This is a genomic window from Synechococcus lacustris Maggiore-St4-Slac, from assembly GCF_024345595.1.
Classification (GTDB): domain Bacteria; phylum Cyanobacteriota; class Cyanobacteriia; order PCC-6307; family Cyanobiaceae; genus Synechococcus_D; species Synechococcus_D lacustris.
Map to the genome: position 1 here is coordinate 1 of NZ_JAGQBK010000001.1, position 25,413 is coordinate 25,413.

The following is a 25,413-nucleotide window of genomic DNA, read 5'->3' on the forward strand; positions in this document are numbered from 1 at the left end:
CGCCACTTTTTTATATGCCATGGATTTTGGTGCTGGCCTCTTTTTTGTGGAAGAAACCTCCCTTGCCTTGGCACCACCTGTGCCCTATGGGCAATTAAAAGAACGCCTATGGCGGCGTTTAGCCCAGCGGGGAATTGAGCCGCTTCAGGTGCAGCACGAGGAATTTTGTTTATTTCCAATGAATCTAGCCTTGCCGGATTTGAAACAACAGCTGCTGGCTTTTGGTTCTGCCGCCAGCATGGTGCATCCCGCTTCTGGCTACCTAATAGGCGCAATGTTGCGCCGTGCCCCAGGTTTTGCTGCTGCGATCGCCGCTGGCCTCAGCCAGCCGGAGCTGAGTTCTGCTTTGATTGCTAAACGGGCCTGGCGGGTGCTCTGGCCGTTGGAATTAAGATTTAAGCATGCAATTTATAGTTTTGGTTTGGATAAATTAATTGCTTTTAATGAAGCTAACCTCAAGGCATTTTTTAGCAGTTTTTTTACATTAGCTCAACACCAGTGGTTTGGTTTTCTCACTAATACGCTTAGCCTGTGGCAGCTGATAGTTGCCATGCTGCAGCTATTTATTAAATCGCCTACTAATGTTCGATGGGGTTTGATTGGGTTTTCTTTTTTTAAAACTAAGCTTTAAAGCAAAGCTTTAAGCTAGCTTCATGTTGTTGCCCCACTGCAGCTGCTGCCCTGGCCTGCGGTGCAGCCATAGCAATGGTTGCCGATATTAATTAGATTGCCCGCAAGATCCGCCAGGCAAACATTTGCAATATTTACCTGTTTTTGTTTTACCAGCAGCGGCAATTCAAGCATTTGATTGAAATCGCAATCGTAGATGCTGCCATCAGCGGCCACCGATAATGTTGTGCGGCACATCAAACCGCAAATGCTGGCTGGATTAAAGGCATCCACCAAGCTTTGCATGTATAGATCAGTGCGTCCGTTGGCTTCTAAGCCATCGAGAAATCTAGCGATTGGCATGTTATTTAAACCAATTAAATGATCAAAACTCACCCCTTCTTTACCGAGGCATTCGCGCCATTGTTTTTGATCGCAGGCGGTGAGTTGTTGCAGGGCTTCCCCCGGCGGGTTGCTCATCAATGAGAGCGGCAGGTTTGGATCGCCAAGGCCATATCCCAAGGCATTCAACTTGCGTAGGGCCCGCATTGATGCTTCCCAGGTGCCAGGGCCCCTTTGGGCATCGGTTGTTGAGGCTTCGCAGCTGGGCAGGCTGGCCACAATTTGCACCTGTTTTGCCGCCAGCCAGGGGGCTAGATCAGCTAGGGCTGGCAGCAATAGCACCGTGAGATTGCTGCGGTTGATCACTTGGCAACCTCGATCACGAGCTGCCTGCACCAGGGTTTTGAACTGCTGGTGCAGTTCCGGTGCACCACCGGTGAGATCAACCACCTCCGGCCGTAGTTGATCGATGGCTGCAATGCATTGCAAAACAACCTGCTCTGGCATCTGGCTTGCCCCCTGGTGAGGGCCTGCCTCCACATGGCAATGGCTGCAGTGCATATTGCAGAGTTTGCCCAGGTTTAACTGCAGCACCTTTAGGTGCTGCGAGCGCCGCAATGGGGTTTCTAGTTTTTCGTTAAAGCAGGGCGCTGCTGCCAGGGTCATTGGGCCAGCCAATCACTGGGCTCTACCAAAGGAAATAGGAAATCTTCCTGCTCCACAGCATCTAGCCAGATGCGTTCTTTTTCATTGGAGCAGTGGTTTGGCTTAAGCAATTCCAGCAACCGCCAAAAACGATCTAAATGGCGGTGAATCCGTTCGCGGGCCAATTCTGTGGTGGTGCCAGCCCTAAGAATGAAGCTCCAATCTGATGATTGGGCCAGCAGTAATTCCCGTGCCGCCTGTTTCAACAGGCGTTGCCGCTGGGGATCCCTTTGCTGTTGTTCCCTGGCGCTCGCTTCCACCATTGCCAATGAAGCGCGGTGCCAATCGGGCACAACCCAGGCATTGCTTTCACTTAGCCAATAGGAGTGGTAACCACCCTGGCCCCAGCTTGAGGGTGATGGCCTGCAAACCTGCAGCTGGGCGCCATTGCTCAAGCTGCCCTTGAGGCTGCAGAAATTAAGGCCAGCGGCGGCCCCTTGCAGGAAAACCTGTTCAAGAAATTGCGGGCCCTCAAACCACCAATGGCCAAATAATTCAGCATCAAAAGGGGCCACCACCAACGGTGCACGATCGATCAATTCACCCAAGCCCCGCAGTTGTTCCAGCCTCCCGGCCACGTAGCTACTGCCATGGCGTTGGGCGGTTAGGGCGGCTGCAACGGGGTCGTAGGGCAATTTTTTATTTAATGGACAATCGCCGCCACTCACCCGCCGCAGTTTCAAACCCAGGGGCCTGCTACTCAAGATGCCAGCGGCCTGCAGCTCCTCTTCGGGTAGATCCCAGCCGAGGTCGCGGTGGAATTCCCGGTAGGAGCCATCGCCGGGATAGCCATCACTGGCCGACCACACCGGCAGGGTGGCTTCACTGTCGCGCCCAAAAAATGCAACCGAACTTGGTGAACAAATAGGTGCATAAACCCCATAGCGGGGCCGCGGCAAGCCATGGAGCAACCCATGGGCGTCTAGCACCGCATAGCGCAGGCCCGCTGCCGCTAATTGCTGGTCGAGTCCCTCGTAATAGGCGCATTCAGGAAGCCAAATGCCCTGGGGTTTTGCGCCCAATAGCCTTTCGTGTTCCCTTACGGCGGTTAGCAGTTGAGCGCGCACCGCCTCCGGTGGATCCCGCAGCAATGGCAGATATCCATGGGTGGCACTGCAGGTGAGCAAATCCAGCACACCGGCCTGCTGCAGGGCGGCAAAAGCGCGGATCGGTTCGCCATTGAAATCGCTAAAAGCCTGCAGTTGCAGGCTGAAATGCTGGAGCAGATGGCTGGCGGCTTGCTCTTCTTCAGGTTGTGCCCGCTGCAGCAGCTCAATGCGTTGCTCGATCCAAGCGGGGAAACGCTCCTGCAGCACAGGATCGTTCAGCAGCGATAGAAGTGTGGGCGAGAGGCTCATCGTGAGCCTTGGCTTTAAACCATTGGCATCACAGCGGGCCAACATGCCCAATAGGGGCAAGTAGCTCTCTACAAGCGCTTGAAAAAACCAGTCTTCCTCAAGTGACCCTGGATTACGGCTGCGCACATAAGGCAGATGGCCGTGAAGCACCAAGGCCAGAGCTCCAGTGGCCATGGACATTCATCGATGTACTCAGTTTACGGCTCTTGATACTCACGGCCCAAGCGCTTCTTAGAGTTGCAACAGAGTTCAACAGGGAGGCGCGGTTTCCGCGGGCGTATCAATGGCTAAGGATCCAGGCCGGGTATTGATTTTCGACACAACCCTTAGGGATGGGGAGCAGTCCCCTGGCGCCAGCTTGAACCTGGATGAAAAACTTGCCATTGCCCAGCAGTTAAGCCGTTTAGGGGTAGACATCATCGAGGCGGGCTTCCCCTTTGCCAGCCCTGGTGATTTCGATGCGGTGCAGCGCATTGCCACAGCCGTTGGCAGCACTGATGGCCCAATCATTTGCGGCCTAGCAAGGGCTACCAAGGGCGACATCAAGGCCTGTGCTGAGGCGGTTGCCCCTGCAACCCACAAACGCATTCACACCTTTCTTGCCACTAGCGATATCCACCTGGAACACAAGTTGCGTAAAAGCCGAGCTGAGGTACTTCAGATCGTGCCTGAGATGGTGGCCTATGCCCGTTCCCTTGTGGAGGATGTGGAGTTTTCCTGTGAAGACGCCGGCCGCAGTGAACCGGAATTCATGTATGAGGTGATTGAGGCAGCGATTAATGCAGGGGCAAGCACCATCAACATCCCAGACACGGTTGGCTATTCAACCCCGGCTGAATTTGGCGGCTTAATTGCGGGCATAAATCAGCATGTGCCAAATATCAATCAAGCTGTTATTTCAGTGCATGGCCACAACGATCTTGGCCTGGCAGTTGCTAATTTCCTTGAGGCGGTTAAACATGGCGCCCGTCAATTGGAATGCACAATCAATGGCATTGGTGAAAGGGCGGGTAATGCATCCCTAGAGGAATTGGTGATGGCTTTGCATGTGCGGCGTTCATACTTCAACCCTTTCCTGGGGCGAGAGGCGGCCAATCCAGAACCGCTCACTGCAATACGCACAGAAGAAATCTATAAAACATCACGCTTGGTTAGCAACCTAACCGGCATGGCTGTGCAACCAAATAAAGCGATTGTGGGGGCAAATGCCTTTGCCCACGAAAGCGGTATCCATCAAGATGGGGTATTAAAAAATCGGCTCACCTATGAAATTATTGATGCCCGCACAATCGGCCTAAGCGATAACCGCATTAGCCTCGGCAAATTAAGTGGTCGCAGCGCTGTTCGCGCCCGCCTAGAGGAACTTGGCTACACGCTTAGTGGAGACGATTTAGATGATGCTTTTGCTCGCTTTAAGGAACTTGCCGATCGCAAACGTGAAATCACCGATAGAGATCTTGAGGCCATAGTTAGCGACCACACGCAGCAGTTACAGGCCCATTATCAATTGCTTGGCGTGCAGGTTAGCTGCGGCACTAATCTGCAACCCACCGCAACTGTTACCCTCCGCACCATCGATGGCAAGCAACGCAGTGTTGCTTCCATTGGTACGGGTCCTGTTGATGCCGTGTGTGGAGCATTGAATCAATTGGTTCAAGTGCCCAATGAACTGGTGGAATTCTCAGTGAAATCAGTTACTGAGGGCATTGATGCCATGGGTGAAGTAACAATTCGCTTGCGCCAGAATGGGCGTTTGTATTCCGGCCATGCGGCCGATACCGATGTGGTGGTGGCGGCGGCCCAGGCATTTGTTAATGCTTTGAACCGCTTGGTGAGCAGTTTGCAGAGCCAGCCTTTGCATCCCCAGCAAACCCCCCTGCCGGTTTTATGAAAAGGCTTCGCACTGCCCCTTTAGCCCTTGCTTTGCAATTGGGGCTGTTGCTATTGCTGGCCCTTGTAATGCTGATGCCATTGCTATGGCTGTTAAGTACGTCGTTAAAGGGGCCAGCTGAAGATATTTTCAGCAGTCCCCCTAACCTATGGCCATTGCAGCCAAGTTTGCAGGCCTACGGAAGTTTATTTAGCCAGAGCCCGATGGCTAAATATCTTTTTAATAGTGCCCTGGTAAGTGGTTTTAGTGTGATGGCTAATCTGTTGTTTTGCTCCTTGGCTGCATTTCCCTTGGCGCGTATGCAGTTTCGCGGCAGGGGCATGGCTCTGGCTTTGGTGGTTGCAACAATATTGATTCCATTTCAAGTGGTGATGATTCCTTTGTATGTGTTGATGGTGCAACTTGGCTTGCGTAACACATTAGTGGCTTTAATTTTGCCCAATGTTGCCACGGCGTTTGGCATATTTTTATTGCGCCAAAGTTTTCTTGCTGTGCCCGTTGAATTGGAGGAGGCTGCCCGCATGGATGGCTGTTCCCCCTTGGGCGAATGGTGGAATGTGTTAATTCCAGCTGCAAAGGCTGATTTAATTACATTGGCTATGTTTGTTTTTATTGGCACTTGGGGAGATTTCCTCTGGCCTTTGGTTATATTAGATGATCCAAATCTATACACATTGCCCTTGGGATTACAGCAACTATCAAGTAGTTTTTCCCTTGATTGGCGGCTGGTGGCAGCTGGTTCGGTTGTGTCTATTTTGCCGGTTCTTTTTATATTTATTTTGCTGCAGCGCTTTATTTTGCCCAGCGCCAGTGGCGATGCGGTGAAGGGTTGATCAGGCGCTAAATCCTTTGCGGGCAGGGATCGGATAGGGGATACGCCGGTGGCGCATTCGTTTCCACACCTGCACAAATGCAGCAACTAATAATTCGCTTTCAGTTGTTTCTAGGCCACTTAGGGCCAGTTGTTTGTCGTATTTACGGGCCTGGATGATGCGTCGCACGGCATCTTTCGCTTCGGCTTCACTGGTTTCCGGTGGCATTGAACGTAGGGCTGCTTCACAGCCATCGGCGAGCATCAAAACAGCCGTTTCCTTTGATTGGGGCCTGGGGCCGCGATACCGGAATGGTTTGTCGCTTGCATTCGGATTTTGTTCCCTGGCTTTGTGGAAGAAATAACCCATCCGCAAGGTGCCTTGATGTTCTGGGATGAAATTGGTTACCGGTTTAGGCAATTGGAAGCGGCGGGCCATCTTGAGGCCTTCATCCACATGGGCCTGGAGAATTTCAGCACTGCGCCAAGGGTCGTTTAAGTGTTCGTGGGGATTATTACCGCTTTGATTTTCGATGAACCATTGGGGGGCATGCAGTTTGCCGATGTCGTGATATAGCGATCCCGTACGGGCAAGATCAACATCGCCGCCGATCGCCCGCACCCCCTCCTCCGCCAGGCTCGAAATCATCAAGGTGTGCTCAAAAGTGCCAGGGGCCTCTGAGGCCAGCTTGCGCAGCAGCGGCCGTTGCAGATCGCTCAGCTCCAGCAAGCGCGAACGGGTTACCAGCCCAAAAAGTTGTTCCACAAATGGAGCAAGCAGTAAACCAAGCAGCAATAGCCCCCCCATCAATACCCCCTCCGCCAGTAATTCCCCCCCGGGGGGCCTCCCCTGCAATTGCTGGCCAAGGGCCTCCACCAGCAGGGCGGCAACCGTTAGCAAAATGCTGTTTTGCAGCATTTCCGCCCGGGAGCGCTGGCGGCCCGCCAGGAGGGTTGCCACCACTGCCACTCCAGTGGCCACCAGCATGCGAACGGTGCCGAGGTCGTTTAAGGGGATCGGCCAGAGCAAGGTGGCTAGGGCAAGCCAGCTCAAGCCGCAGGCAGGGCCCAAGCCTTCGGCCAGCAATAGGCTGGGGGGCACCAACAGGGCTAGGGCGCTGGCGGATGCTCCAAACCAGAGTTTTGCCGCTTGCACCAAGGCAAGGCTGCCCAGCACCAATAGGGCTTGGGATACCTCAAGGTTTGGTTTCCAGCGGCGGCAGATCAACAGCAATAGGGCCGCCCCAACACTGGCTTCAAGCCAGCGCTGCACAAATAGTTGCGTTGCCGGCCGGCGGCTGATTAGGCCGAAATTATCGAGAACGTCGTAGGCCCTTTGGCTAATGGGCTCGCCGCGGCGGGTGATTACTTCACCGGCCCGCACTTGAAATTTTGGTATGCCATTTTGCTGCACTAAATCATTGAGCAGCAGCTGGGTGAGGTTGCTATCGATCCGCAGATTGCTGTTGCCCTGCAGGGAGCGAGTAATCAGTTTTGCGCCAAGGCTGCGGCTCGGTTCTGGCAGTTCCCCCAATTGCAGCCAGCTGGCCTGAAGCAATTGGCCATGGGCAAGGGTTGCAACTACCCCTTGGGCCAACATTTTTTGTTGGGCAAGCCTGAGCTGTTGTCCCCAAATCTGCAAGCTTTCAGGGGTTGATTCCTTTAAGAACAGCAGCTCTGCGGGGGTGAGATTCACCGGGGCCAATTGCTTTTCGTTGCCACTGCTGCTGCTGAGCAATTCCTGCCATAGGCGCTCAAGCCGTTCCTGTAATTGCCGGCTGGCTGCTGCATCGGTGGTTTGCACCTGAATGCGGGGGCCTAGCTGGGAGCGCCTTTGCTGCAGGGCCTCACTGTCAACAACGGTGCTTGATCGCGGCGCCCGCACCTCAAAGGGGGCCGGCACCCCTGGCCGCAGGGTGGGCTGCACCAGCCAGGGCCAGGCCGATAGCAGCCCCACCAGCATGCAGCTGAGCAGCAGCAGCGCGCCGTCTTGTTTGCTCCAGTGGCTGCTGAGGCGCCAAGGCATTTCCTGGCGCAACCAACGGCGCCAGAATTTACAAGCTGTGCGCCATTGCGGTGGAAGCTTGTTTTGCTGAACTGGAGGGGGAACTAAAGACACCGACGCACCGGACGTCAGACTGACGCTAGCTCCTGCAATTGCCATGGCCGCTCAACGCTTGGATGGCCGCTTGCTGGCGGCCCAGCTTGAAACCAGCATGGCGGCTGCTATCGCAGCAGGCTTGGCCAAGGCTGGTAGGCCCCCAGGTTTAGCTGTATTGAGGGTTGGTGATGATCCAGCCAGTGCTGTTTATGTGGCTAATAAGGAAAAGGCCTGTGCCCGCATTGGTGCCAAAAGTTTTGGCAGCCATCTACCTGCAAATATCAGCCAAGCTGCCCTTGAGTTGGAACTGCATGAACTAAATAAAAATCCAGCCGTTGATGGAATTTTGGTGCAATTGCCCGTGCCAGCTTCCATAAACGACAGGGCATTGCTTCAAGTTTTAGATCCCAATAAAGATGCAGATGGCCTGCACCCACTCAATTTAGGTCGCCTGCTGCGGGGGGAAGTGGGGCCCCGCAGTTGCACTCCCGCCGGGGTAATGGCCCTTTTGAAACAGGCCAAGCTCCCTTTGGAGGGCATGCGAGCGGTGGTGGTGGGCCGCAGCATTTTGGTGGGGCAACCGATGGCGTTGATGCTTCAACAGGCCAACGCAACCGTAACGATTGCCCATTCCCGCAGCCTCAACCTGGAGGGCATTTGCCGCGATGCGGAACTGTTGGTGGTGGCAGCTGGTAAGCCTGGTTTGATCGGTGCAAACCACGTGAGCCCAGGGGCGGTGGTGGTGGATGTGGGGATCCATCGCCGCCCGGAGGGCGGTTTATGCGGTGATGTGAGATTTGCTGAGGTGGAACCCTTGGCTAGGGCCATCACGCCGGTGCCCGGTGGTGTGGGCCCTATGACCGTAACGATGTTGCTGCTGAATACGCTGAGGATGTGGGCGCAACGCCATGCTTTAGCTGAGCCATGCCAGGGACTTTGATTGCTTTGCTTTTGGCAGCCCTGCCGCTGCAAGTGTTGCCGCTTCAAAAGGGCACCGTGATGTCTGTTGAAAATGGCCAAGTGGTTGTTGTGCGGCTTGGCCGCAGCGATCGAAGGGTGCGGCTTGCCTGCGTGGATGCGCCGGAGCAGAGTCAGCAGCCATGGGCGCAGCAGTCGAAAGCCGCCCTTGCCAGTGAATTACCAGTGGGAACTGCGGTAACGGTTGAATTACGGGCAAGGGATGTGTACGACCGGATTGTTGGCGTGGTGCGCCGCGGTGGTTTTGATGTGGCGCCTGAAATGTTGAAAAACGGCATGCTTTTTGTTCATGACGGTTACCTGGGCCGTTGCGATGACCTGCCCTATGGGGCCGCTGAAACCACAGCTAGGGAGCTGGGAGTGGGGGTGTGGAATCGGCCTGGAGGAATTCAGCGACCCTGGAATTTGCGCCTCGAACTAAACGATGCCAACCAAGAGCCCTAGGAAAACAATCCGCCGCCGTCTTAATATTTTTTTTATGTTCTCCGCTGGTGGGCCCATGGTTTGCGCCCCTTCCTCTTTTTCGCCGGAATCATTTCCTGGGCCCTCAGCTGAACAGCTGCGCAGCCTTTCCGGTTTGGATTTAATGCATACCCTTGAGTTAGCCCATGGGGCGATCCCCTGGAATCGCCCAGAAGTGAGCGAATTTGCCAGCGTTACTTTGGTGGTGGAATTGCCCGAGGCTATGGCTGCACTACTGCAGCGTGTGGTGGAGTGATGGTTGGTGGCTTTGATTTTCAGCAATACCTGCTCCAGGGCCGTGAAGTGGTGGAGGCGGCCCTAGGGCAGGCCCTTGGCCCGGAACGTCCTGAATCCCTGCGGGAGGCCATGCGCTACTCGCTATTGGCCGGTGGTAAACGCCTGCGGCCAATCCTCTGCTTGGCCAGTTGCGAATTGGCGGGCGGTGACCCAGCCCTGGCTTTGCCAACGGCCACCGCCCTGGAGATGATCCACACCATGTCGCTGATCCACGATGATCTGCCGGCCATGGATAACGACGACCTGCGCCGCGGTAGGCCCACCAACCACAAGGTTTATGGCGAAGCCACAGCCATCCTTGCCGGTGATGCCCTGCTAACAAGAGCCTTTGAAATGGTTGCCCTGCGCAGCCCTGGGGTGCCAGCGGATCGGTTGCTGCAGGTGGTGGGCGAATTGTCTTTAGCGGCTGGCGCCCCAGGTTTAGTTGGCGGCCAAATCGTTGATCTAGCCAGTGAAGGGGTGGAGGTTGATTTAGCTACGCTTGAATACATTCATTTGCATAAAACCGGCGCTTTGCTTCAAGCGGCGGTTTTAAGTGGGGCGATTATCGCTGGGGCTGAAGAGAATTTATTAACGGCCCTGCGTTGTTATTCCCGTGCCATAGGGCTTGCTTTTCAAATCATCGACGACATTCTCGATCTAACCGCCAGCAGTGAAGTGTTGGGTAAAACCGCCGGTAAAGATCTCACCGCAGATAAAACCACATATCCGAAACTGTTGGGGCTTGAGGCATCGAGAAATCGTGCCGATAGCCTGGTGCAGGAAGCGCAGCAGGTGCTCGAGCCCTGGAGTGAAGCAGCGAAGCCCCTGCTCGCTCTGGCGGGCTACATCACCGCCCGCGACCGATGACAACCCCAATTGCCGCTGCATTTTTTAATAACAGCGCCCTCACCTGGGGGCTCGTGGCCTGCGGTGTGGCCCAGCTTTCAAAATTATTTGTTGAATTGCTCCAACACGGCCGTTGGCGGCCAGCGGTGTTGCTTGAAACCGGTGGCATGCCCTCCAGTCATTCCGCCTTGGTAACTGGAACGGCAACGGCAATCGCTTGGGAAAACGGCTTGGATTCGCCCCTGTTTGCCCTTGCCGTAACGGTGGCTTTTGTGGTGATGTACGACGCCAGCGGCGTGCGCAGGGCAGCTGGAAAGATGGCGGAACGGCTTAATAGCCTCGGGGAAGCCCAAGGTTTAGCAAGCCTTAAAACCAGCCTTGGCCATAGCCGCCCGCAGGTGTTAGTGGGCAGTTTGTTGGGCCCGCTGGTGGCGATTTTGGGTGAGGCCTTTCTTGGCAGCCCCCTGGCCCTAGCCCAGCGCTTTGGCTTGTTTGTGGGGGTTGGTTGAACTGACAACTTCCGATGGCCTTGTTCTAACCGCCCAACAAACAGCAGCCCTTGAAGCATTTAAGGCATGGTTAAGCCAACCGGCCAGCGGTGAGCCATTTGTGCTCAGTGGCTATGCCGGTACCGGTAAAACCTTCCTCTCGGTGCGCTTTCTTGAGATAGCTGATGGGGCGGGTTTCTGCTGGACCGTGGCTGCCCCCACCCATAAGGCCGTGGGTGTGCTTAGGGCCGCTTTGGATTCCCAGGGATTAAGGCCCACCTGGTACCCCTCAACAATCCACCGCCTGTTGCGCCTCAAGCTCAGCCGCATGGAGGAACGGGAAAGCTGCGAACCCACCGAACAAACCGCCACCGCCTTAGAGCAAATCGGTTTGGTGCTGCTTGATGAGGCGTCGATGGTGGATAGCAGGCTCTTGGAAATCGCCTTGCAATGCGCCCATTCATTTGGCACAAGGCTTGTGTTTGTGGGCGATCCCGCCCAGTTGCCGCCAGTTGGTGAAACCACCAGTGCCGTATTTGCCCTGCAACGGGCTGTTCAACTGCAGCTAACAGAGGTGGTGCGCCACGGTGGACCTGTGCTCAAGCTGGCCAGTGGATTGCGCAGCGGGGCGCTGCCCAGTTGCCAGCCGCCTTTGCTGGCTGCCATCAACACTGCCGAGGGCCAGGTGGCGGTGGTTGGCCGTGATGAGTGGATAGCCGAAGCCCAGGCGGCCTTGCGCTTGAGCAGTGAAAATTTTGATCCCGACCATGCCCGTTTGCTTTGTTTCACTAATCGCACCCTGGAGCGATTAGTGCCGATTGCTCGCCGCGCTTTGCATGGGGAGATGGCCGATCAGCTCTCCGTGTTACCTGGGGAGGTATTGATTACCCGGGCTGCGGTGATGGCTCCCGCCTGCCAGGAAGGCTTAGCCAATAGTGAGCAGGCGGATCTGGTGTTGGGTTCAAACCGGGAATTGGTGGTGCGTGATGTAACACCCGATCGCTGCGACCTGGCTGATCTGGGCTTGCCTGATGCGCCAGTAATTGAAACCTTGCGGGTTGATGTGGAGGCAGGGGAAACCCAATTGCAATTGCGATTGGCTCCTGCCCCCGGCAGTGATGGGCGCCAGCGCTTGGATTTAGCCCTTAGCGATCTCCGCAATCGAGCTAAAGCAGCCACTGGAAAGCAAAGAAGTTTGTTGTGGCGCCAGTATTTCCTGTTGCGTGATGCCTTTGCTGCCGTGGGGCCAGCTGCTGTGCTCACGGTGCATCGCAGCCAGGGCAGCAGCTTTAGCGATGTATTTGTTGCCCCTGATGTGTATTGGCCCCAGCAGGAGGAGGTGCGCCGTCAACTCGTTTATGTGGCCGTAAGCCGAGCAAGGCGCCGGGTGTGGTTAGTTGGACGGGCTGATCTGGCCATTGAGCAGCAGCAGCGCTGGAGCCAATGGCTAAGTGATGATTTGAAAATTGCCTAAGCCCGTCCAGCCCTGCCAAGCCAGATAAACGGCTAGGCCAAGGCTTAAGCCGCCAAGGATCAAGCTGCTGCGATCTTCAATTAATTGTTTGCCTTTTTGCAGGAGTGGTAAAACCTGCTGGCGGCCCACAAGCAGTAAAAGAATGGGCAGCAATAAAAACAAACTGCTGATCAAGCTGAAGTAGATGATTAAACCGATTTCACTGCTGGTTTCGTAATTGCCTCCTTGAACGAGGGCAGCGCCTTTTGCCAGCAAAAATAAATTATCTGGGCTCAGAAGCAGGGTTAAGGGTGCCACCAGCATCATCACCAGCAAAGGCAGCTGGCCCACTTTTTCCAACTTATGAATCCAACCCTCTGAGAGGTCTTCATAACCCTCAGGTTTTGGATCTAATTCGCGAATACCCAAGGCCAGCAGGGCCCCGGCGGCAAATAGATCAAGCCCCACCTGTTGCACACTGCCCCTTTCCATCGAAAGGGTGAGGGAGCGGCCAACGGTGAGCAATAGGGCAATGGCAGCGCTGTTTGAAAAAAACCAGGCGAGGCTAAATAGGCCCGAGCGCAGGAATGGTGTTGCCCCCAATAACAACAGAAAAACCAGGGCAATATCCAACGGACTCAAGGCCACCGCCAAACCGCAGGCGGTTAATTCCGTGATGGTGCGAATTATGGGCATGGGGCATTCCAGCGCATCAATACCTGATTCTCCCTTTCGAAACCCAGCACACTGCTGGTGGCGGTGCCAAGGGCCAGGTGTTTGCCCCCCACAGCCCCCTGGCCAATCCAAGTGCCTGCAAGGCTTCTTAGGATATGACCATGGGCAAATAGGGCCACATCTCCCTCAACTGCCAGCAGCGCTTCAATCACGCGGTTGCAGCGTTCGGTTACGGCAGCTGCATCCTCGCCATCAGGGCAGCCATGGCTCCAAACACTCCAACCAGGAACGGTTTGGCGAATTTCAGGCGTGGTGATGCCCTCATAGGCGCCGTAGTTCCATTCGCGCAGCAACTCGTTGATTTGCGCCTGCCCGCCAAGCCCTGCTAGCTCACAGGTGCGCCTGGCCCTTTGCAGCGGGCTCACCCACACCTGTTTGAACTGGTGGTTGGCAAGCATTGGTGCAAGCCGTTTGGCTTCCGCTTCCCCCTCTGGCAGCAATGGAATATCGCTGCTGCCCGTGTGACGGCCGTTGCGGCTCCACTCGGTTGCCCCATGGCGCAGCAGCCAGATCTGTTTATTTATTTGCATTGGTTTGGCCGGGGTTGGTTTGGCTGGGGCGAATTTCAAACCAATCGGCGCCTGTGGGGGCAAGCATGCTGGTGAGCACTGAATCCACCCGGGCGGCCGTGGGGCCAGCCTCGCACCAAACCCGTAGTTCAGCCAGGTGTTGCTGCACACCTTCCGCCTGGATTTCAACGCTGCCATCAGCGCAATTACGCACCCAACCAGCCAAACCAAGTTCCGTGGCCCTGCGCTTACAGGCCGCCCGATAGCCCACCCCTTGCACGTGGCCGCGCACTAACAAACGCCAACGCTCTGGGGTGAGTGGGTGGCGCTTAGGGGCAAAGCGTTGCCGGTTTAATTCTGCGTCGTTTGCCTCTTGGCGTTCGCGGCTACTGCTGCGTCCCGCAGCCGAAGGGGTATCGAAGGGCATCCACCCCAGTGGAGGTGAAGCCAGCTTGCGTGAAGAGCGGCGTTGGTCCATCCCTCAACCCTAGCCAGCACCCCCCAACCTTCCAACCGCCAAGCCTGCTCAGCAGCTTTTTGAGCGGGGGCCTCCTGCAGCTGCCAGCGGTGAAATTCATGGCCCTGCAATTGTTCACCTGGCCTGAGCACCAAACCAGCCCGCAATGGTGTGGCCTCTCGGTAACCGAGGCTCAAGGCACCCCGTTGGGCGCGAAAGGGCAGCACCCCAGCCATGGGATGGGCTTCCCCATCGGCATCTAGGAGCTCCTGGCCGAGCAGCAACAGTCCGCCACATTCGGCATAGAGCGGTAAACCAAGGCGGCAATGCTGGTTGATTGCCCCAAGGCTGCGTTTGCATTGGCTTAATTCCTTGGCCTGAAGTTCGGGGTAGCCCCCTGGCAGCACAAGGGCAGCACAAGCCTCGGGAAGCGCTTGATCTTCCAGCGGTGCCCACCACTGCACCTGGCAGCCCAAAGCCTCGAGCCACTCTGGTAATTCCGGATAACAAAAGTGAAAGGCCTTGTCTCTAGCGATAACCACGCAGGGCCGTTGCTCTGATTTCTGGTGAGTTGCTTGCTGGTGGGCTTTGTGTTTGCTCAACACTGTGCCGAGGGACCAGCTGATGGGGTTTTGAGCTTGGTTTTGAGTTTGAGGAGTGTTTTGATTTGGGTTTGCCATCAGCGCCAAAAGCTTTTCCAGCTGCAACCATTGGCTTGCCTTTTGACCAAGTTGGCTAAGCCGTTGCGGCCAAGCCTCCTGCTCTGCAGGGGGCACCAGGCCTAAATGACGGCTGGGTAATTCCAAGCTTTCATCGCGGGGAATCACCCCAAGCACCGGCATGGCGATGCTGCCCATGGCCTCCTGGAGCAATTGCTGATGGCGACTGGTGGAAACCCCATTGAGCACCACCCCAGCAATATTTAATTTGGGTTCATGGTCGCGAAAGCCCCGCACAAGAGCAGCGAGGGACCCAGCCTGGCGACTGGCTTCCACCATCAAAAGCACCGGCAGATTTAGTTCAAGGGCAATGGCGGCACTGCTGCCTTCACTGCTGGGGCCGCGGCCGTCGTAGAGCCCCATCACCCCCTCCACCAGGGAGAGGGGCACCTGGTTGCTCCACCAGTGGAAGCTTTGCCGCACCCATGGGGCACCGCAAAGCAATAAATCAAGGTTGCGGCAGGGGCGACCACTGGCGCTAGCCAGCAATTGGGGGTCGAGGTAATCGGGGCCCACCTTGAAGGTTTGCAGCCCTATGCCCCTGCTGCGGGCCGCAGCCGCCAGGAGCAAGCAGAGCAGGGTTTTGCCGCTGCTGCTGCAGGGGGCCGCGATCAGAAGGGCCAATTAGTGGCACAAATCAATTTGGCAGCAGCTTGGCAGCAAGGGGTGCGGCAGCACACAACAGCGGATTTGTGCTGTCGTGGCCACCCCTGAGGGTGCGGGAAACCTCTTTCTGGGCTGATTCCACCGCTGTTGCTACCACCTCCTCAACCAATTCCAACCGGGCCATGCCCCCGGCCTCAAGGCGCATGCAACCGCCGGTTTCGCCGCACAAAATTACGCAAAGGGGTGTGCGACCCTCTGGCTCACAAACCAGCCGCAAACCAACCAAGCTGCCTGGATGGGTGCTTGGTGTGCCAACGGGAACGGGCATTTGCCGAAAACGCACAGGAACACCATCGGGCCGGCGGAAGCTGGCCAAAATGCCATCACCCTCAGCCTTAGAGGTGTGCTCCAGCTGCCAGCCGAGCCGATCTGCGATCCAGGCCGCCATCAATAAACCCTGCACGGGCTGATGACCTTGCACATCGATATCGAGTTGAACCACATGGGCTAGGGCATCCCTGCGGCTAGGCATATCGAAGGCCATGGCAAGGCTTTCGCGCCAACTAACCAAGCGATACCAGTTCAAATCGCTGATCGCTTGGCCGCTGGCTGCTCGGCTACAAAGCACTTCCAAAGCCCTCGCTGGGGAACCGATGGCGGTATCCACCACCAGGCGCCGCGGCGCTTGGCTCACGGCTTCAAACAGTTGCGGTGCCTCATCAAGGCAGCCGTTCCACCACACCCAGCAGGGCAATTCGGCTGAAATCAAGGGATTAACCATCTGCAAGCCATGCTCCAGGGCGCCCAGGCCACCGCGCATTACCACCACATCGCCGCACACACTCGTCATGGGGCCTTCTTCAGGCAGGGGGCAGTAGGCCGCCACAAGGGTTTCGAGGGGCCGATGGCCATCAAGGGTGGGGGCAAGGGTGATCAAGCGGCGCGGTTGGTGGCGGCTGATCGCTGCATCTACCTGTTGACCTCTGAGATCTTCCGCTGAGGCATCACCTGGTAATTGCCCCAATTGCCAAGCCAATTCAGGGGCGAGGGGTGAGGTGGAAGGCGGCAAACCACAAACGGGTATGGCCTCCCTGGCGGCTTGGAGCAATTCAGGTCGCTCGAGGCCATTGATGGGTCCAGTTAGGCGGCCTAAACGCACTAATTGCTGCTCTATCCAGGCTGGTTCCCAAACCACTAGCGAGAAAGTGCTGGCCCCATTGGCCTGCTCCTGTTCACCCTCCCAAAGGCGACCCAGATAATCAGGCACCTCCTGGGGTGGTAGTTCCAAGGGAGCTTGCAGGGTTAGTTGGGGGGCCATGGTTTTAGGGGAATTGGGTTAGGGGTAAAAAGCTGATTTGGAAATAATTCTGTTTTTAATGATGCCTAGAAAAACAGATCTGATCAGGGGCGCCGCCAGAGCAAACCATCGCGGGCCAGGAGGCTGTCGGCGGCGGCAGGACCCCAAGTGCGGGCTTCATAGGGATAAACCGGCAATTGCCAAGGCTGCTGTTCGATCAACTCCACCAATGGGGTGTAGAGCCTCCAAGCTGCCTCCACCTCATCGCTACGGGTGAACAGGGTGGGATCGCCGAGCATGGCATCGGCCAGCAAGCGCACATAACCCTCATCGGAGGGTTCACCAAAGGATTCGTCGTAGGAGAAATCCATGTCAACAGGCCGGCTGCGCATGCCGGAACCTGGGGCTTTCACCTCAAATCTGAAATCAGCCCCTTCATTGGGTTGAATTCGCAAAATTAATTGGTTTGCGGTGGGGCCAGCACCGGCTGAATCAAATAAATGCACCGGTGCCTCACGGAAGGTGAGCACCACTTCACTGAGGCGTTTGGGCATGCGTTTGCCCGTGCGCAGATAGAAGGGCACCCCCTGCCAACGCCAATTGTCGATAAATAATTTCATCGACACATAGGTTTCGGTGGTGCTGTTTGGATCCACCCCAGGCTCCTGGCGGTAGCCAGCTAAGGGATCGGCGCTGTTGCCACCGGGGCCGTATTGGCCGCGCACGCAACATTTCCAAGGTTCAGCTTCCTCTGCAAGCCGTGCCGCCTGCAACACCTTGGCCTTTTCGTTGCGGATTGATTCGGGTTCATAGCGGCCCGGTGGTTCCATCGCGGTGAGGGCAAGCATCTGGGTGAGGTGGTTTTGCACCATGTCCCTCAGGGCGCCAGCGCTTTCGTAGTAGCCGGCCCTTTCCTCAACCCCAACGGTTTCAGCAGCGGTGATCTGCACGCTGGAGATGTAGTTGCGATTCCAGATCGGTTCAAAAATCGTGTTTGCAAAGCGCAAAACCAATATGTTTTGAACGGTTTCCTTGCCTAGGTAGTGGTCGATTCGGAAAATTTGATTTTCTTTGGCGCAACTGTTCACGATGCGGTTTAGGTCTTGGGCGCTGGCGAAATCACGGCCGAAGGGTTTTTCGATCACCACCCGGCTGCGCTTTGGATCGGCCAGCAAACCAGCAGCAGCAAGGGCGCGGCAACCGCTGCCGTAGTAGTTGGGCGATACCGACATATAAAAAGTGCGATTGCTGCGGGTGGCCCGCTGGCGATCTATCTGCTCTAGGCGCTTGCCTAAACGCACCACATCTTCATCTTTCTGCAGGTCTACCGGTTCATAAAAAAGCCCGCCGCAGAAGGTGGTCCAGGCGGCGGGATCCTCGGCGATCACAGGCGCCAGGGCTTGTTCCATCTTGGCGCGGAACTCCTCGTCGCTCCATGGCCTTCTGGCGCAGCCCAGCACCGCAAATTCACTGGGCAGACGCCGCTGACGGAACAATTCAAATAGGGCTGGTATCAATTTGCGGTGGGTTAAATCGCCGCTAGCTCCGAATATCACCAGGCATTGGGGTGAAATCACCCGTTCTTGCCGTAAACCAACGCGTAGGGGATTGGTGAGAGTGGCCGTCATGGAAAGGCATCGCTAACCGTGTCCCTACAGGTTGATGGCTAGAGATGAACAGAAGGTGAATGGACCGTGTGTTTGCAGATTTGAGTGGCCCTTAATAGGTTTCCACATGCCAACGGTCGGCCTTCTTGAGGGCTGGCCTCAGGGTGCTCCAATCCTGGCCGCTCTTGGCTGCTGCCGCTGTCATCGCTTCGTCGATACCTGGTTCCATGCCCCTCAAACCGCACATGTAAACGTGGGTTTTGGGATCTTCGATCAAGGCAAAGATCTCATCGGCGTGTTCGGTAACACGATCCTGGATATACATGCGGCCACCGCTTGGATTTTCCTGCTCACGGCTGATCGCTTTGGTGTAACGGAAGTTTTCGGGGTAATCGCTCAGGTAACGGCTGAAATCGTCTTCGTAGAGCAGGTTGGGAGTTTTGGGCACACCCATAAACAGCCATGCCTTGCCTTTGAATTTGTATTCGGGATTTTTGCCCTGCTCACCCGGTTCAAACATGCGGCGCAGGTAGGCCCGCATCGGAGCGATGCCCGTGCCGGTAGCCAGCATGATCACGTTTGCATCTTCATCGGGGGGCAACAGCATTTCTTTGCCCACAGGCCCTGTGATCTTTACCTTTGCGCCTGGTTCGATGTCGCAAAGGAAGCTTGAGCAAACGCCGTAGATCTGTTCGCCGGCTTCGTTTTTGTATTCCAGCTGCCGCACACAGAGGGAAACGGTGCTTCCCTCAAGGTTGTCGCCGTGGCGGGTGGAGGCAATTGAGTAGAGCCTCAGCTTATGGGGCTTACCGTTTGCATCTTCCCCATCGGGAATGATGCCAATGCTTTGGCCTTCCACGTAGTGGAGATTGCCCCCTGAAAGATCAAAGGTGATGTGATTCACCCGGCCGATGGCCCCATCGGCCAAAAGCGAGTAGTTGTCGAGCACTGTGCCGAGGAAGGGATCCTTTGGTTTGTAGAGATTTACTGGCACCTGGCCATGGTCTTTGGCTTTGGGGCTTGGGGTTTCCGTCACGGCTACTGATGGGGTGGATGGAGAATTGTTGGCCTGCTGGTGGGGGGTAATGCGCAATACCCGGGCACCACTGTTTCTGATCAACTGCAGCGTTGCACTCAAAGAGCTGTAGGTAACCAGCATTTGCTTCAGGCTGCGGCGAACAATGCCGCCGGAAGCGTGGCTCACCTCGATTGTGAACATGCGGCTGTCGCCAGGGGTGCAGGAAGCTGGTGGGACGCGCATGGTTCGAGGTAACGCGCAGCGACTATAGGAACTGCCCTGCCAGCGGCAGCTTGTATCCCTATTAGGGGAAACCTTCAGTTAGGAAGAAAACACAGTTAATGTGATCAACGTTGCAGCCCATGCCCCTCGGCCGCTATTCAGATCTTGCAGCCCCCCCCTCTACCTACGCTTCCTTCAGAGCCCATTGAGCAGGAGATCGAGCGCCTGCCCTCGGCCACCCGCCGCCTTGCTGCTCAACTCAGGCTGCCCCTTGCTGAAGCGGCGGTGTGGGAGGTGCTTACCGATTACGAGAGCCTGCCTAGCTTCATCCCAAACCTGATGAGCTCGTGCCTATTGAACCGCGAGGGTACAACCGTGTTGTTGGAACAAATCGGCAGCCAAAGGTTTGTGGGCCTTAATTTCACCGCCAGCGTGCGGCTTGAGCTGGAGGAACGCAGCCAGGAGGGAATACTTGGTTTCAGGATGGTGAGTGGCGACTTCCGCCGTTTTGAAGGGGCTTGGACCCTGGTTAAAACCGATGAGGGGGTGCGTTTGCGCTACGAATTGCTGGTGCAGGCCTGCATTGGAATGCCCATCGCCTTGATCGAGCAGCGCCTTAGGGAAGATTTGGCCACAAATTTGAGATGTGTTGCCCTAGAAGCTTTGCGCCGCGCCCAAGTGGCTGTGCCGTGCCCACTATAATTATTTAAATTATAAATACTTAAATTATAAACATTTAAATCAATATCATTAAGCTATTGTTTTGGATTTAATAAATCTATATTAATAATATTTTGAGAAAATCTTGAACGATTTTGGTATGCCAATACCATCTGAAAAAGGTATACCCCCAAGGGGATTCGAACCCCTGTCGCCTCCGTGAAAGGGAGGTGTCCTAGGCCTCTAGACGATGGGGGCGAGGCCGTATTGGCAAGAAGCCAACCTATACAGCCAAACCACCTTGAGTCAAGCAATCAATCAATCACTTTGACCGCGCCACACGGGCACGGTGAAGTGAAAGCAGGCCCCCTCCCCAGGGGCAGACACAACCCAGATGCGCCCGCCGTGCACTTCCACAATCCGCCTGCATACCGAAAGGCCAACGCCAAACCCCGATGCCTGGGCAGCCGTTTGCGGTAAGCGCACCCGATCTTGAAAAATTCTTTGCTGTTCCTCCATGGGAATGCCGGGGCCGGTGTCGCTAACGCTCACCTGTACCCATTGGCTGGTGCGATGCAACAGCGAAAGATTTACCTGGCCCCCATCAGGGGTGAATTTGAGTGCATTTTCAATCAGATTCAACAAAACCTGACGCATTCGTCTTTGGTCGGCATACACATCTGGAAGGTCTCCAGGTACATCGGTATGCAATTCGAGTGATCGGTTTACCCAAAGTTTTTCTAGTTCAAGAATTGCTTCGGCTGCAATTGGAGCCAGCGCCAGCCTCTGGGGATTGAAAAGGGCCTCCCAACGGGTGCTGCCCACCTCCAGTAGGTCTTTTGAGAGTTGCTCAATATCATCCAAACGCCGATCAACCACATCAAAAAAGCGCTCACTATCGATTTGATTGCGCCTGTAGCTCTGCAACGCCAAATTTGCGGCGGTGAGCGGGGTGCGCAATTCATGGGCCACCATGCGCAATAAACGTTCCTGTACCCCCAGCCGTGAGGTGAGGGTTTCGTTCTCTTGACGCAGCACCAGCAGTTGATCTTCGAGTTGTAATTCCCTTTGGCTCTGGCCGCCGCTTGGTTCTGCCGTGCGCAGGCCCATGCCAAGGCCGCTCACCAAGCCTAATTGGCGCCAGCGGGGCAGCCAATTCTCCATTTGCCTACGGATTGAATTGCCGGCAAAAACCTGCTTAGGCAATGGATCCAGCTTGATCAATGCAGGTGTTGCCACCAGCCGATGCAACTCCAATAGCTCGGGTTGTTTTTGCGGATCAGCAATGGTGAGGGTGAGCTCGAAATTGCCCTTTTGCTCCTCGAGAAATTCCAGCAATGCCCTCAAATCTGGCCCGGCCAGATGCTGGGGTCTGGCCACCAGGAGCAGGTTCAGCACCTGTTGTTGTTTTATTTCTCCCTGGCCCGGCACTGCAAACTTCAGAGAGCTGCACCACACTATTAAAAAAATTTGATTTTCCTGTCAAAAAAAGGTAAATCCGCTGCAATGTTCGCCTTTTGCTACCGAGCTAGCTATCACTGAAACAGTTCATAGCTAAAGATGCTTAAGGGTTTGCCCCAGGGTTCATCGATGGCTGAACCCAGCCGCATTCAATTGGATAGCTCCCTAAGGCGTTGGTTTTCCCGCAACCTGGGCCTATGGCGCTCCCGGCGCCAATACGTTTTTGGCGACGACGAATCCCTCAAGGTGGATGTGCTCTTGCGCATTGAGGCCTTTAGCGAACCGGTGGAGGGTGAAGCGGCCTATCGCTTTAGTTGGTGGCCGGAGAAGGATTACAACTTCTTTGAAAACCAACCTCGTTATGTGCCCACCGGCACCATGGAGGCCTATCTCTGCGGCCATCAGTTGCGGCGCAGCCGCGGCTTTTTCAATGGTTCACCGATTAAGAGCCAAATACGTCAGGTGGATGAACATGAAGTGGTTTTTGAATCCCACTACCAGGAATGGGACATTCTCGAGCACATTCGCCTAGTGGCCCAAGACCGCTACCGCAGCAGATCCATTTATTCCTGGCGCAACGGTGAATTGGAAGTGGCTGAGGTTCACCACGAAATTCGCATCGAAACCAGTGGTGCGGAGTTGCAGCCTGAATAAGGCAACATGGTTTGGTAATTAAGAATCGAACTGTTGTGTTGCGTCAGCTGATTCCCGCGTCTGCCCTGCTGGCGCTCACCTCCTTTGCGGCGCTGCCAGTGCAGGCGGCACCCCAGCCGGCAACTGAAGCTGAGATGACCCTCTACACACGGATTTCAGCCCTCAACGCCTGCATCGCAGCTGCCAATGGTGTGGATTTCAATAAGTCGATTGGTATCGCTGGTGAAACCCTTTCCCAGGTGATTCAAGGTCAAAACGGAGGTGCCATCAAGCAATTAGGTGCCAAGCCGCTACCCCAGGAGGAATTGCGAAAGGGTTCGATTAATTCAGTGTTGATCGGTGTTTCCCAGGTGTGCCCTGATTTGATGCCCGCCGACGTGCGCGACAAGGTGAAACAAGCTCTCCAGAACCAAGCCAAGCCAGCTAAGTAACCAGGATGGCTAGCCCCGGGGCGCTTCCAATTCGCTTGGCTGATTACAGGCCGCCCCTGGTGCTGATTGAGCGGGTAGAGCTGTTGGTGCAGCTATTCCCGAGCCACACCCTGGTAACAGCTCAGCTGAGCATTACGCCCAATGGCATAGCCCCAGGGGAAACACTTCAACTTCAGGCCGTTGATCTGGAGTTGTTGGAACTCAGCATCGATGGGCTGCCAGTGGCAGATCAGCATTGGCAGCTGGCGGCTGGCCGGCTTGAACTAGCAGCAGAAGTGCTGCCCCAACAACCCTTCAGCCTGCGCAGCGTTTGCCGCCTGCACCCCAGCTCAAACAGCAGCCTCGAGGGTTTATACGCCAGCGGTGATTTGTTCACCACCCAATGCGAAGCCGAGGGTTTTAGGCGGATCACCCCTTTCCTTGATCGACCGGATGTGCTGAGCCGCTACAAGGTGCGCATTGAAGCCGCTCGCCAATGGGCGCCGGTGTTGTTGAGCAATGGCAATTGCATTGCCAGCGGTGATTTAGCTGATGGCCGCCATTACGCCGAATGGGAAGACCCATTCCCTAAACCTTGTTATCTGTTTGCCCTAGTGGCGGGCCCCCTTGTGGAGGTGGTGAGCCATTTTGATACCGCCTCTGGCAAACGGGTGCGCTTGAGGATCCACGTGGAACCCGGCGACCAGCAGCTTTGCGGCCATGCCATGGCCAGTTTGAAGCGTTCCATGGCCTGGGATGAAGAGATTTATGGCCTCGAATACGACCTGGATGAATTCAATATTGTTGCGGTGCGTCATTTCAATATGGGCGCCATGGAAAACAAAAGCCTCAATATATTTAATTCAAAATTAGTGCTCGCTGACGCGGAAACAGCAACCGATGCTGAACTTGAACGGGTGGAGAGTGTTATCGCCCATGAATATTTTCATAATTACACCGGTAATCGCGTTACCTGCCGCGATTGGTTCCAGCTTTCTTTGAAGGAAGGTTTAACGGTATTTAGAGATCAGGAATTTAGTGGCGATCTCCATGGCAAGGCCATGAAGCGCATTGAAGATGTGGCGATGCTAAGGGCCCACCAATTCCCGGAAGATAACGGCCCCACAGCCCATCCCGTGCAGCCTGATCAATATATTGCCATCGATAATTTCTACACAACTACCATCTATGAAAAGGGTGCAGAACTGATCCGGATGCTGCGCACTTTGCTCGGTGAGGAAGATTTTATGGCTGGGGTTTCCCTATACCTAAAACGCCATGATGGCCAGGCTGCCACCTGTGAGCAATTTATCCAGGCCCTTGAGGATGGCTCTGGAAAGTTGCTAACTTCATTTCGGCTTTGGTATCACCATGTTGGCACGCCAACGCTAACGCTTAAACAGCAATGGGATCCGGAAAATGGCAGTTTAGAATTTCAATTAAGCCAAGCAAATACCAAATCAAATATCAAACCAAATACCAAATCAAATAACGGGTTGCGTGCACAATCAGATTTAGATACAAATCAGGCCCATCAACCACTGCCGATTCCGGTGTCTATGGCGTTGATCGCCCCTGATGGCGAGCTGCTTCGGGAGCAACTACTGGTGCTGGATCGCGCCCAGAACCAGTGGCAATTCAACAATTTGCCCCCTGGGGAAAAACCGCCATTGCTTTCTTTGCTGCGGGGTTTTTCAGCGCCTGTGCGCTTGGAATGGGAGCGCAGCAACCAGGAATTAGAGCGGTTGCTTCTGCTTGAAAGCGATGCCTTCAGCCGCTGGGATAGCGCCCAGCAGCTATGGCAACGCTGCCTGCTACAGCCCAGCCCCGAAGGACGGGGCCAAATGCTTGCCATCTGCCAACAATTGCTAAATCAGCAATGCCTTGATGCCCGCTTGCTGGTGGCGCTGCTCCAGGCCCCTGCCATTGAGGAGCTGGAGGCTGCTTGTTTAGCCCAGGGATTAGTGCCAAATCCGCCAGAGCTGGAGATGGGCCTGCTGCAGCGCCGGGTTTGGCTTGGCAATGCCCTAGGGCCGGAGTTGCAGCTATTGGTTGAGCGGCTTATTCCATTGGTGGATCAGCCCTGGCCGGCGGCGGTTGGCGAGCGCCAACTATTAGCAATGGCCTGGAGTTGGCTGGTGGCAGCTAATTCAGAAAACAGCACTCCAGAAAACAGCACTCCGGAAAACAAGATTGCCCATCAGGTTGCCCTTGCGGTGGAAGGCCCTTCCATGACCCTTGCCCGGGCTGCCCTCGCAGCCCTGCAGCCATGGGATTGCCAGGCACGCACCCTGGCCATGGAGGCTTTTCAAGCGCGCTGGCTTGAAAAGCCCGTGATATTGGATAACTGGTTTGCCCTGGAAGCTTCAACCCCCTTTGGCAATGCCATCGCTAGGGCGGAAGCGCTTCTGCAGCATCCCCGTTTCGATCCCCAGGCCCCCAATAGTTTGAGGGCTGTTTTAGGTGGATTTGCCCGATGCGCCCAAGCCTTTCACCAGCCAGAAGGGAAGGGTTATCGCTGGTTGGCTGCCCAATTAGTGGAGTTGGATAAACGCAATCCAATTGCGGCTTCACGCTTTTTGAAATTGTTTATGGGCTGGCAAAAATATGCACCAGAACGCCAAGAACAAATGAAAGATAGTTTAAGTTGGCTGCTGGAGCATTTGCAGTCTGCCAATAGTTTAGAAGTTACGCGCCAGTGTTTAGGGGTTTAGTTTTTTGAATAACTAAAATTT

The 25,413-nt window shown here is 55.5% G+C and carries 24 protein-coding genes and 1 tRNA gene; 13 read left to right on the forward strand and 12 right to left on the reverse strand.

Features of this window, described 5'->3' with window-relative positions; translation table 11 throughout:
- A partial coding sequence (locus KBY68_RS00005) for a lycopene cyclase family protein (RefSeq protein WP_255095430.1) occupies positions 1–631 on the forward strand: 631 nt, incomplete at its 5' end.
- Positions 632–651: 20 nt separating this feature from the next.
- Here KBY68_RS00005 and arsS read toward each other — a convergent pair.
- Together arsS and KBY68_RS00015 are read right to left on the reverse strand one after the other, a co-directional pair.
- Complete coding sequence (arsS, locus tag KBY68_RS00010; protein WP_255095431.1) at positions 652–1,617, reverse strand: arsenosugar biosynthesis radical SAM (seleno)protein ArsS; 966 nt, start codon at positions 1,615–1,617, stop codon at positions 652–654.
- Positions 1,614–3,188 carry a glycoside hydrolase family 57 protein gene (locus tag KBY68_RS00015; protein WP_255095432.1) on the reverse strand — a complete coding sequence of 525 codons (1,575 nt, stop codon included), beginning with the start codon at positions 3,186–3,188 and terminating at the stop codon, positions 1,614–1,616. Before KBY68_RS00015 ends, arsS begins: the two co-directional genes overlap by 4 nt.
- Before the next feature lie 109 nt (positions 3,189–3,297).
- Between KBY68_RS00015 and KBY68_RS00020 the strand changes: the two genes are divergently transcribed.
- Both KBY68_RS00020 and KBY68_RS00025 read left to right on the forward strand, forming a co-directional pair.
- The gene (locus KBY68_RS00020; protein WP_255095433.1) at positions 3,298–4,905 is read left to right on the forward strand and encodes a 2-isopropylmalate synthase; all 1,608 of its coding nucleotides are present in this window, start codon (positions 3,298–3,300) and stop codon (positions 4,903–4,905) included.
- Positions 4,902–5,738, forward strand: coding sequence for a carbohydrate ABC transporter permease (locus tag KBY68_RS00025; protein ID WP_255095434.1), 837 nt, complete (start codon positions 4,902–4,904; stop codon positions 5,736–5,738). Before KBY68_RS00020 ends, KBY68_RS00025 begins: the two co-directional genes overlap by 4 nt.
- On the opposite strand, the gene KBY68_RS00030 is transcribed toward KBY68_RS00025, so the two are convergent.
- Complete coding sequence (locus tag KBY68_RS00030; RefSeq protein ID WP_261345631.1) at positions 5,739–7,742, reverse strand: HDIG domain-containing metalloprotein; 2,004 nt, start codon at positions 7,740–7,742, stop codon at positions 5,739–5,741.
- A 136-nt stretch (positions 7,743–7,878) separates the two neighbouring features.
- Here KBY68_RS00030 and folD point away from each other — a divergent pair, with 136 nt between their 5' ends.
- From folD to KBY68_RS00060, 6 genes are read left to right on the forward strand one after another with little or no spacing between them, the layout of a single operon-like run.
- Positions 7,879–8,757 (forward strand): bifunctional methylenetetrahydrofolate dehydrogenase/methenyltetrahydrofolate cyclohydrolase FolD, encoded by an 879-nt coding sequence (folD, locus tag KBY68_RS00035; RefSeq protein ID WP_106500651.1) that lies wholly within the window; start codon positions 7,879–7,881, stop codon positions 8,755–8,757.
- Positions 8,742–9,239, forward strand: coding sequence for a thermonuclease family protein (locus tag KBY68_RS00040; RefSeq protein WP_241537216.1), 498 nt, complete (start codon positions 8,742–8,744; stop codon positions 9,237–9,239). Before folD ends, KBY68_RS00040 begins: the two co-directional genes overlap by 16 nt.
- 55 nt (positions 9,240–9,294) lie before the next feature.
- Complete coding sequence (locus KBY68_RS00045) at positions 9,295–9,513, forward strand: hypothetical protein (RefSeq protein WP_255095436.1); 219 nt, start codon at positions 9,295–9,297, stop codon at positions 9,511–9,513.
- Complete coding sequence (gene crtE, locus KBY68_RS00050; RefSeq protein ID WP_255095437.1) at positions 9,513–10,403, forward strand: geranylgeranyl diphosphate synthase CrtE; 891 nt, start codon at positions 9,513–9,515, stop codon at positions 10,401–10,403. The genes KBY68_RS00045 and crtE overlap by 1 nt, the downstream gene beginning before the upstream one ends.
- Positions 10,400–10,891, forward strand: a complete 492-nt coding sequence (locus KBY68_RS00055; RefSeq protein WP_106500648.1) for a divergent PAP2 family protein — start codon at positions 10,400–10,402, stop codon at positions 10,889–10,891. Before crtE ends, KBY68_RS00055 begins: the two co-directional genes overlap by 4 nt.
- Positions 10,884–12,344 carry an ATP-dependent DNA helicase gene (locus KBY68_RS00060; RefSeq protein ID WP_390634963.1) on the forward strand — a complete coding sequence of 487 codons (1,461 nt, stop codon included), beginning with the start codon at positions 10,884–10,886 and terminating at the stop codon, positions 12,342–12,344. The genes KBY68_RS00055 and KBY68_RS00060 overlap by 8 nt, the downstream gene beginning before the upstream one ends.
- On the opposite strand, the gene KBY68_RS00065 is transcribed toward KBY68_RS00060, so the two are convergent.
- The 7 genes from KBY68_RS00065 to KBY68_RS00095 all read right to left on the reverse strand — a co-directional run bounded on the left by KBY68_RS00065 (position 12,318) and on the right by KBY68_RS00095 (position 19,514).
- A complete protein-coding gene (locus tag KBY68_RS00065; protein ID WP_106500647.1) occupies positions 12,318–13,019 on the reverse strand; it encodes a GAP family protein in 702 nt (233 codons plus the stop codon). The genes KBY68_RS00060 and KBY68_RS00065 overlap by 27 nt on opposite strands.
- Entirely contained in the window at positions 13,010–13,588 is a 579-nt protein-coding gene (locus KBY68_RS00070; RefSeq protein WP_255095653.1) for a histidine phosphatase family protein, read from the reverse strand. The genes KBY68_RS00065 and KBY68_RS00070 overlap by 10 nt, the downstream gene beginning before the upstream one ends.
- On the reverse strand, positions 13,575–13,994 hold the full coding sequence (locus KBY68_RS00075; RefSeq protein WP_255095438.1) for an acylphosphatase: 420 nt from the start codon (positions 13,992–13,994) through the stop codon (positions 13,575–13,577). Before KBY68_RS00075 ends, KBY68_RS00070 begins: the two co-directional genes overlap by 14 nt.
- The gene (locus KBY68_RS00080; RefSeq protein ID WP_255095439.1) at positions 13,919–15,367 is read right to left on the reverse strand and encodes a cobyrinic acid a,c-diamide synthase CobB; all 1,449 of its coding nucleotides are present in this window, start codon (positions 15,365–15,367) and stop codon (positions 13,919–13,921) included. Before KBY68_RS00080 ends, KBY68_RS00075 begins: the two co-directional genes overlap by 76 nt.
- 13 nt (positions 15,368–15,380) lie before the next feature.
- Positions 15,381–16,667 (reverse strand): glucose-6-phosphate dehydrogenase assembly protein OpcA, encoded by a 1,287-nt coding sequence (locus KBY68_RS00085; RefSeq protein ID WP_255095440.1) that lies wholly within the window; start codon positions 16,665–16,667, stop codon positions 15,381–15,383.
- Positions 16,668–16,750: 83 nt separating this feature from the next.
- Positions 16,751–18,274, reverse strand: a complete 1,524-nt coding sequence (zwf, locus tag KBY68_RS00090) for a glucose-6-phosphate dehydrogenase (protein WP_255095441.1) — start codon at positions 18,272–18,274, stop codon at positions 16,751–16,753.
- A gap of 91 nt (positions 18,275–18,365) precedes the next feature.
- Positions 18,366–19,514 (reverse strand): rod-capping linker protein CpcD domain-containing protein, encoded by a 1,149-nt coding sequence (locus KBY68_RS00095; protein ID WP_255095442.1) that lies wholly within the window; start codon positions 19,512–19,514, stop codon positions 18,366–18,368.
- A 144-nt stretch (positions 19,515–19,658) separates the two neighbouring features.
- Here KBY68_RS00095 and KBY68_RS00100 point away from each other — a divergent pair, with 144 nt between their 5' ends.
- On the forward strand, positions 19,659–20,195 hold the full coding sequence (locus KBY68_RS00100) for an SRPBCC family protein (RefSeq protein WP_255095443.1): 537 nt from the start codon (positions 19,659–19,661) through the stop codon (positions 20,193–20,195).
- A gap of 143 nt (positions 20,196–20,338) precedes the next feature.
- On the opposite strand, the gene KBY68_RS00105 is transcribed toward KBY68_RS00100, so the two are convergent.
- A tRNA-Glu gene (locus KBY68_RS00105) sits at positions 20,339–20,411 on the reverse strand.
- Positions 20,412–20,471: 60 nt separating this feature from the next.
- Positions 20,472–21,584 (reverse strand): histidine kinase, encoded by a 1,113-nt coding sequence (locus KBY68_RS00110; protein ID WP_106500763.1) that lies wholly within the window; start codon positions 21,582–21,584, stop codon positions 20,472–20,474.
- Positions 21,585–21,713: 129 nt separating this feature from the next.
- Here KBY68_RS00110 and KBY68_RS00115 point away from each other — a divergent pair, with 129 nt between their 5' ends.
- Genes KBY68_RS00115 through pepN form a run of 3 tightly spaced genes read left to right on the forward strand, consistent with a single transcriptional unit; the run spans position 21,714 to position 25,392 of the window.
- Positions 21,714–22,268 carry a hypothetical protein gene (locus KBY68_RS00115; protein WP_255095444.1) on the forward strand — a complete coding sequence of 185 codons (555 nt, stop codon included), beginning with the start codon at positions 21,714–21,716 and terminating at the stop codon, positions 22,266–22,268.
- A 38-nt stretch (positions 22,269–22,306) separates the two neighbouring features.
- Entirely contained in the window at positions 22,307–22,699 is a 393-nt protein-coding gene (locus KBY68_RS00120; protein ID WP_261345627.1) for a DUF8650 domain-containing protein, read from the forward strand.
- A gap of 5 nt (positions 22,700–22,704) precedes the next feature.
- Positions 22,705–25,392, forward strand: a complete 2,688-nt coding sequence (gene pepN / locus KBY68_RS00125; RefSeq protein ID WP_255095446.1) for an aminopeptidase N — start codon at positions 22,705–22,707, stop codon at positions 25,390–25,392.
- Positions 25,393–25,413: the final 21 nt, after the last annotated feature.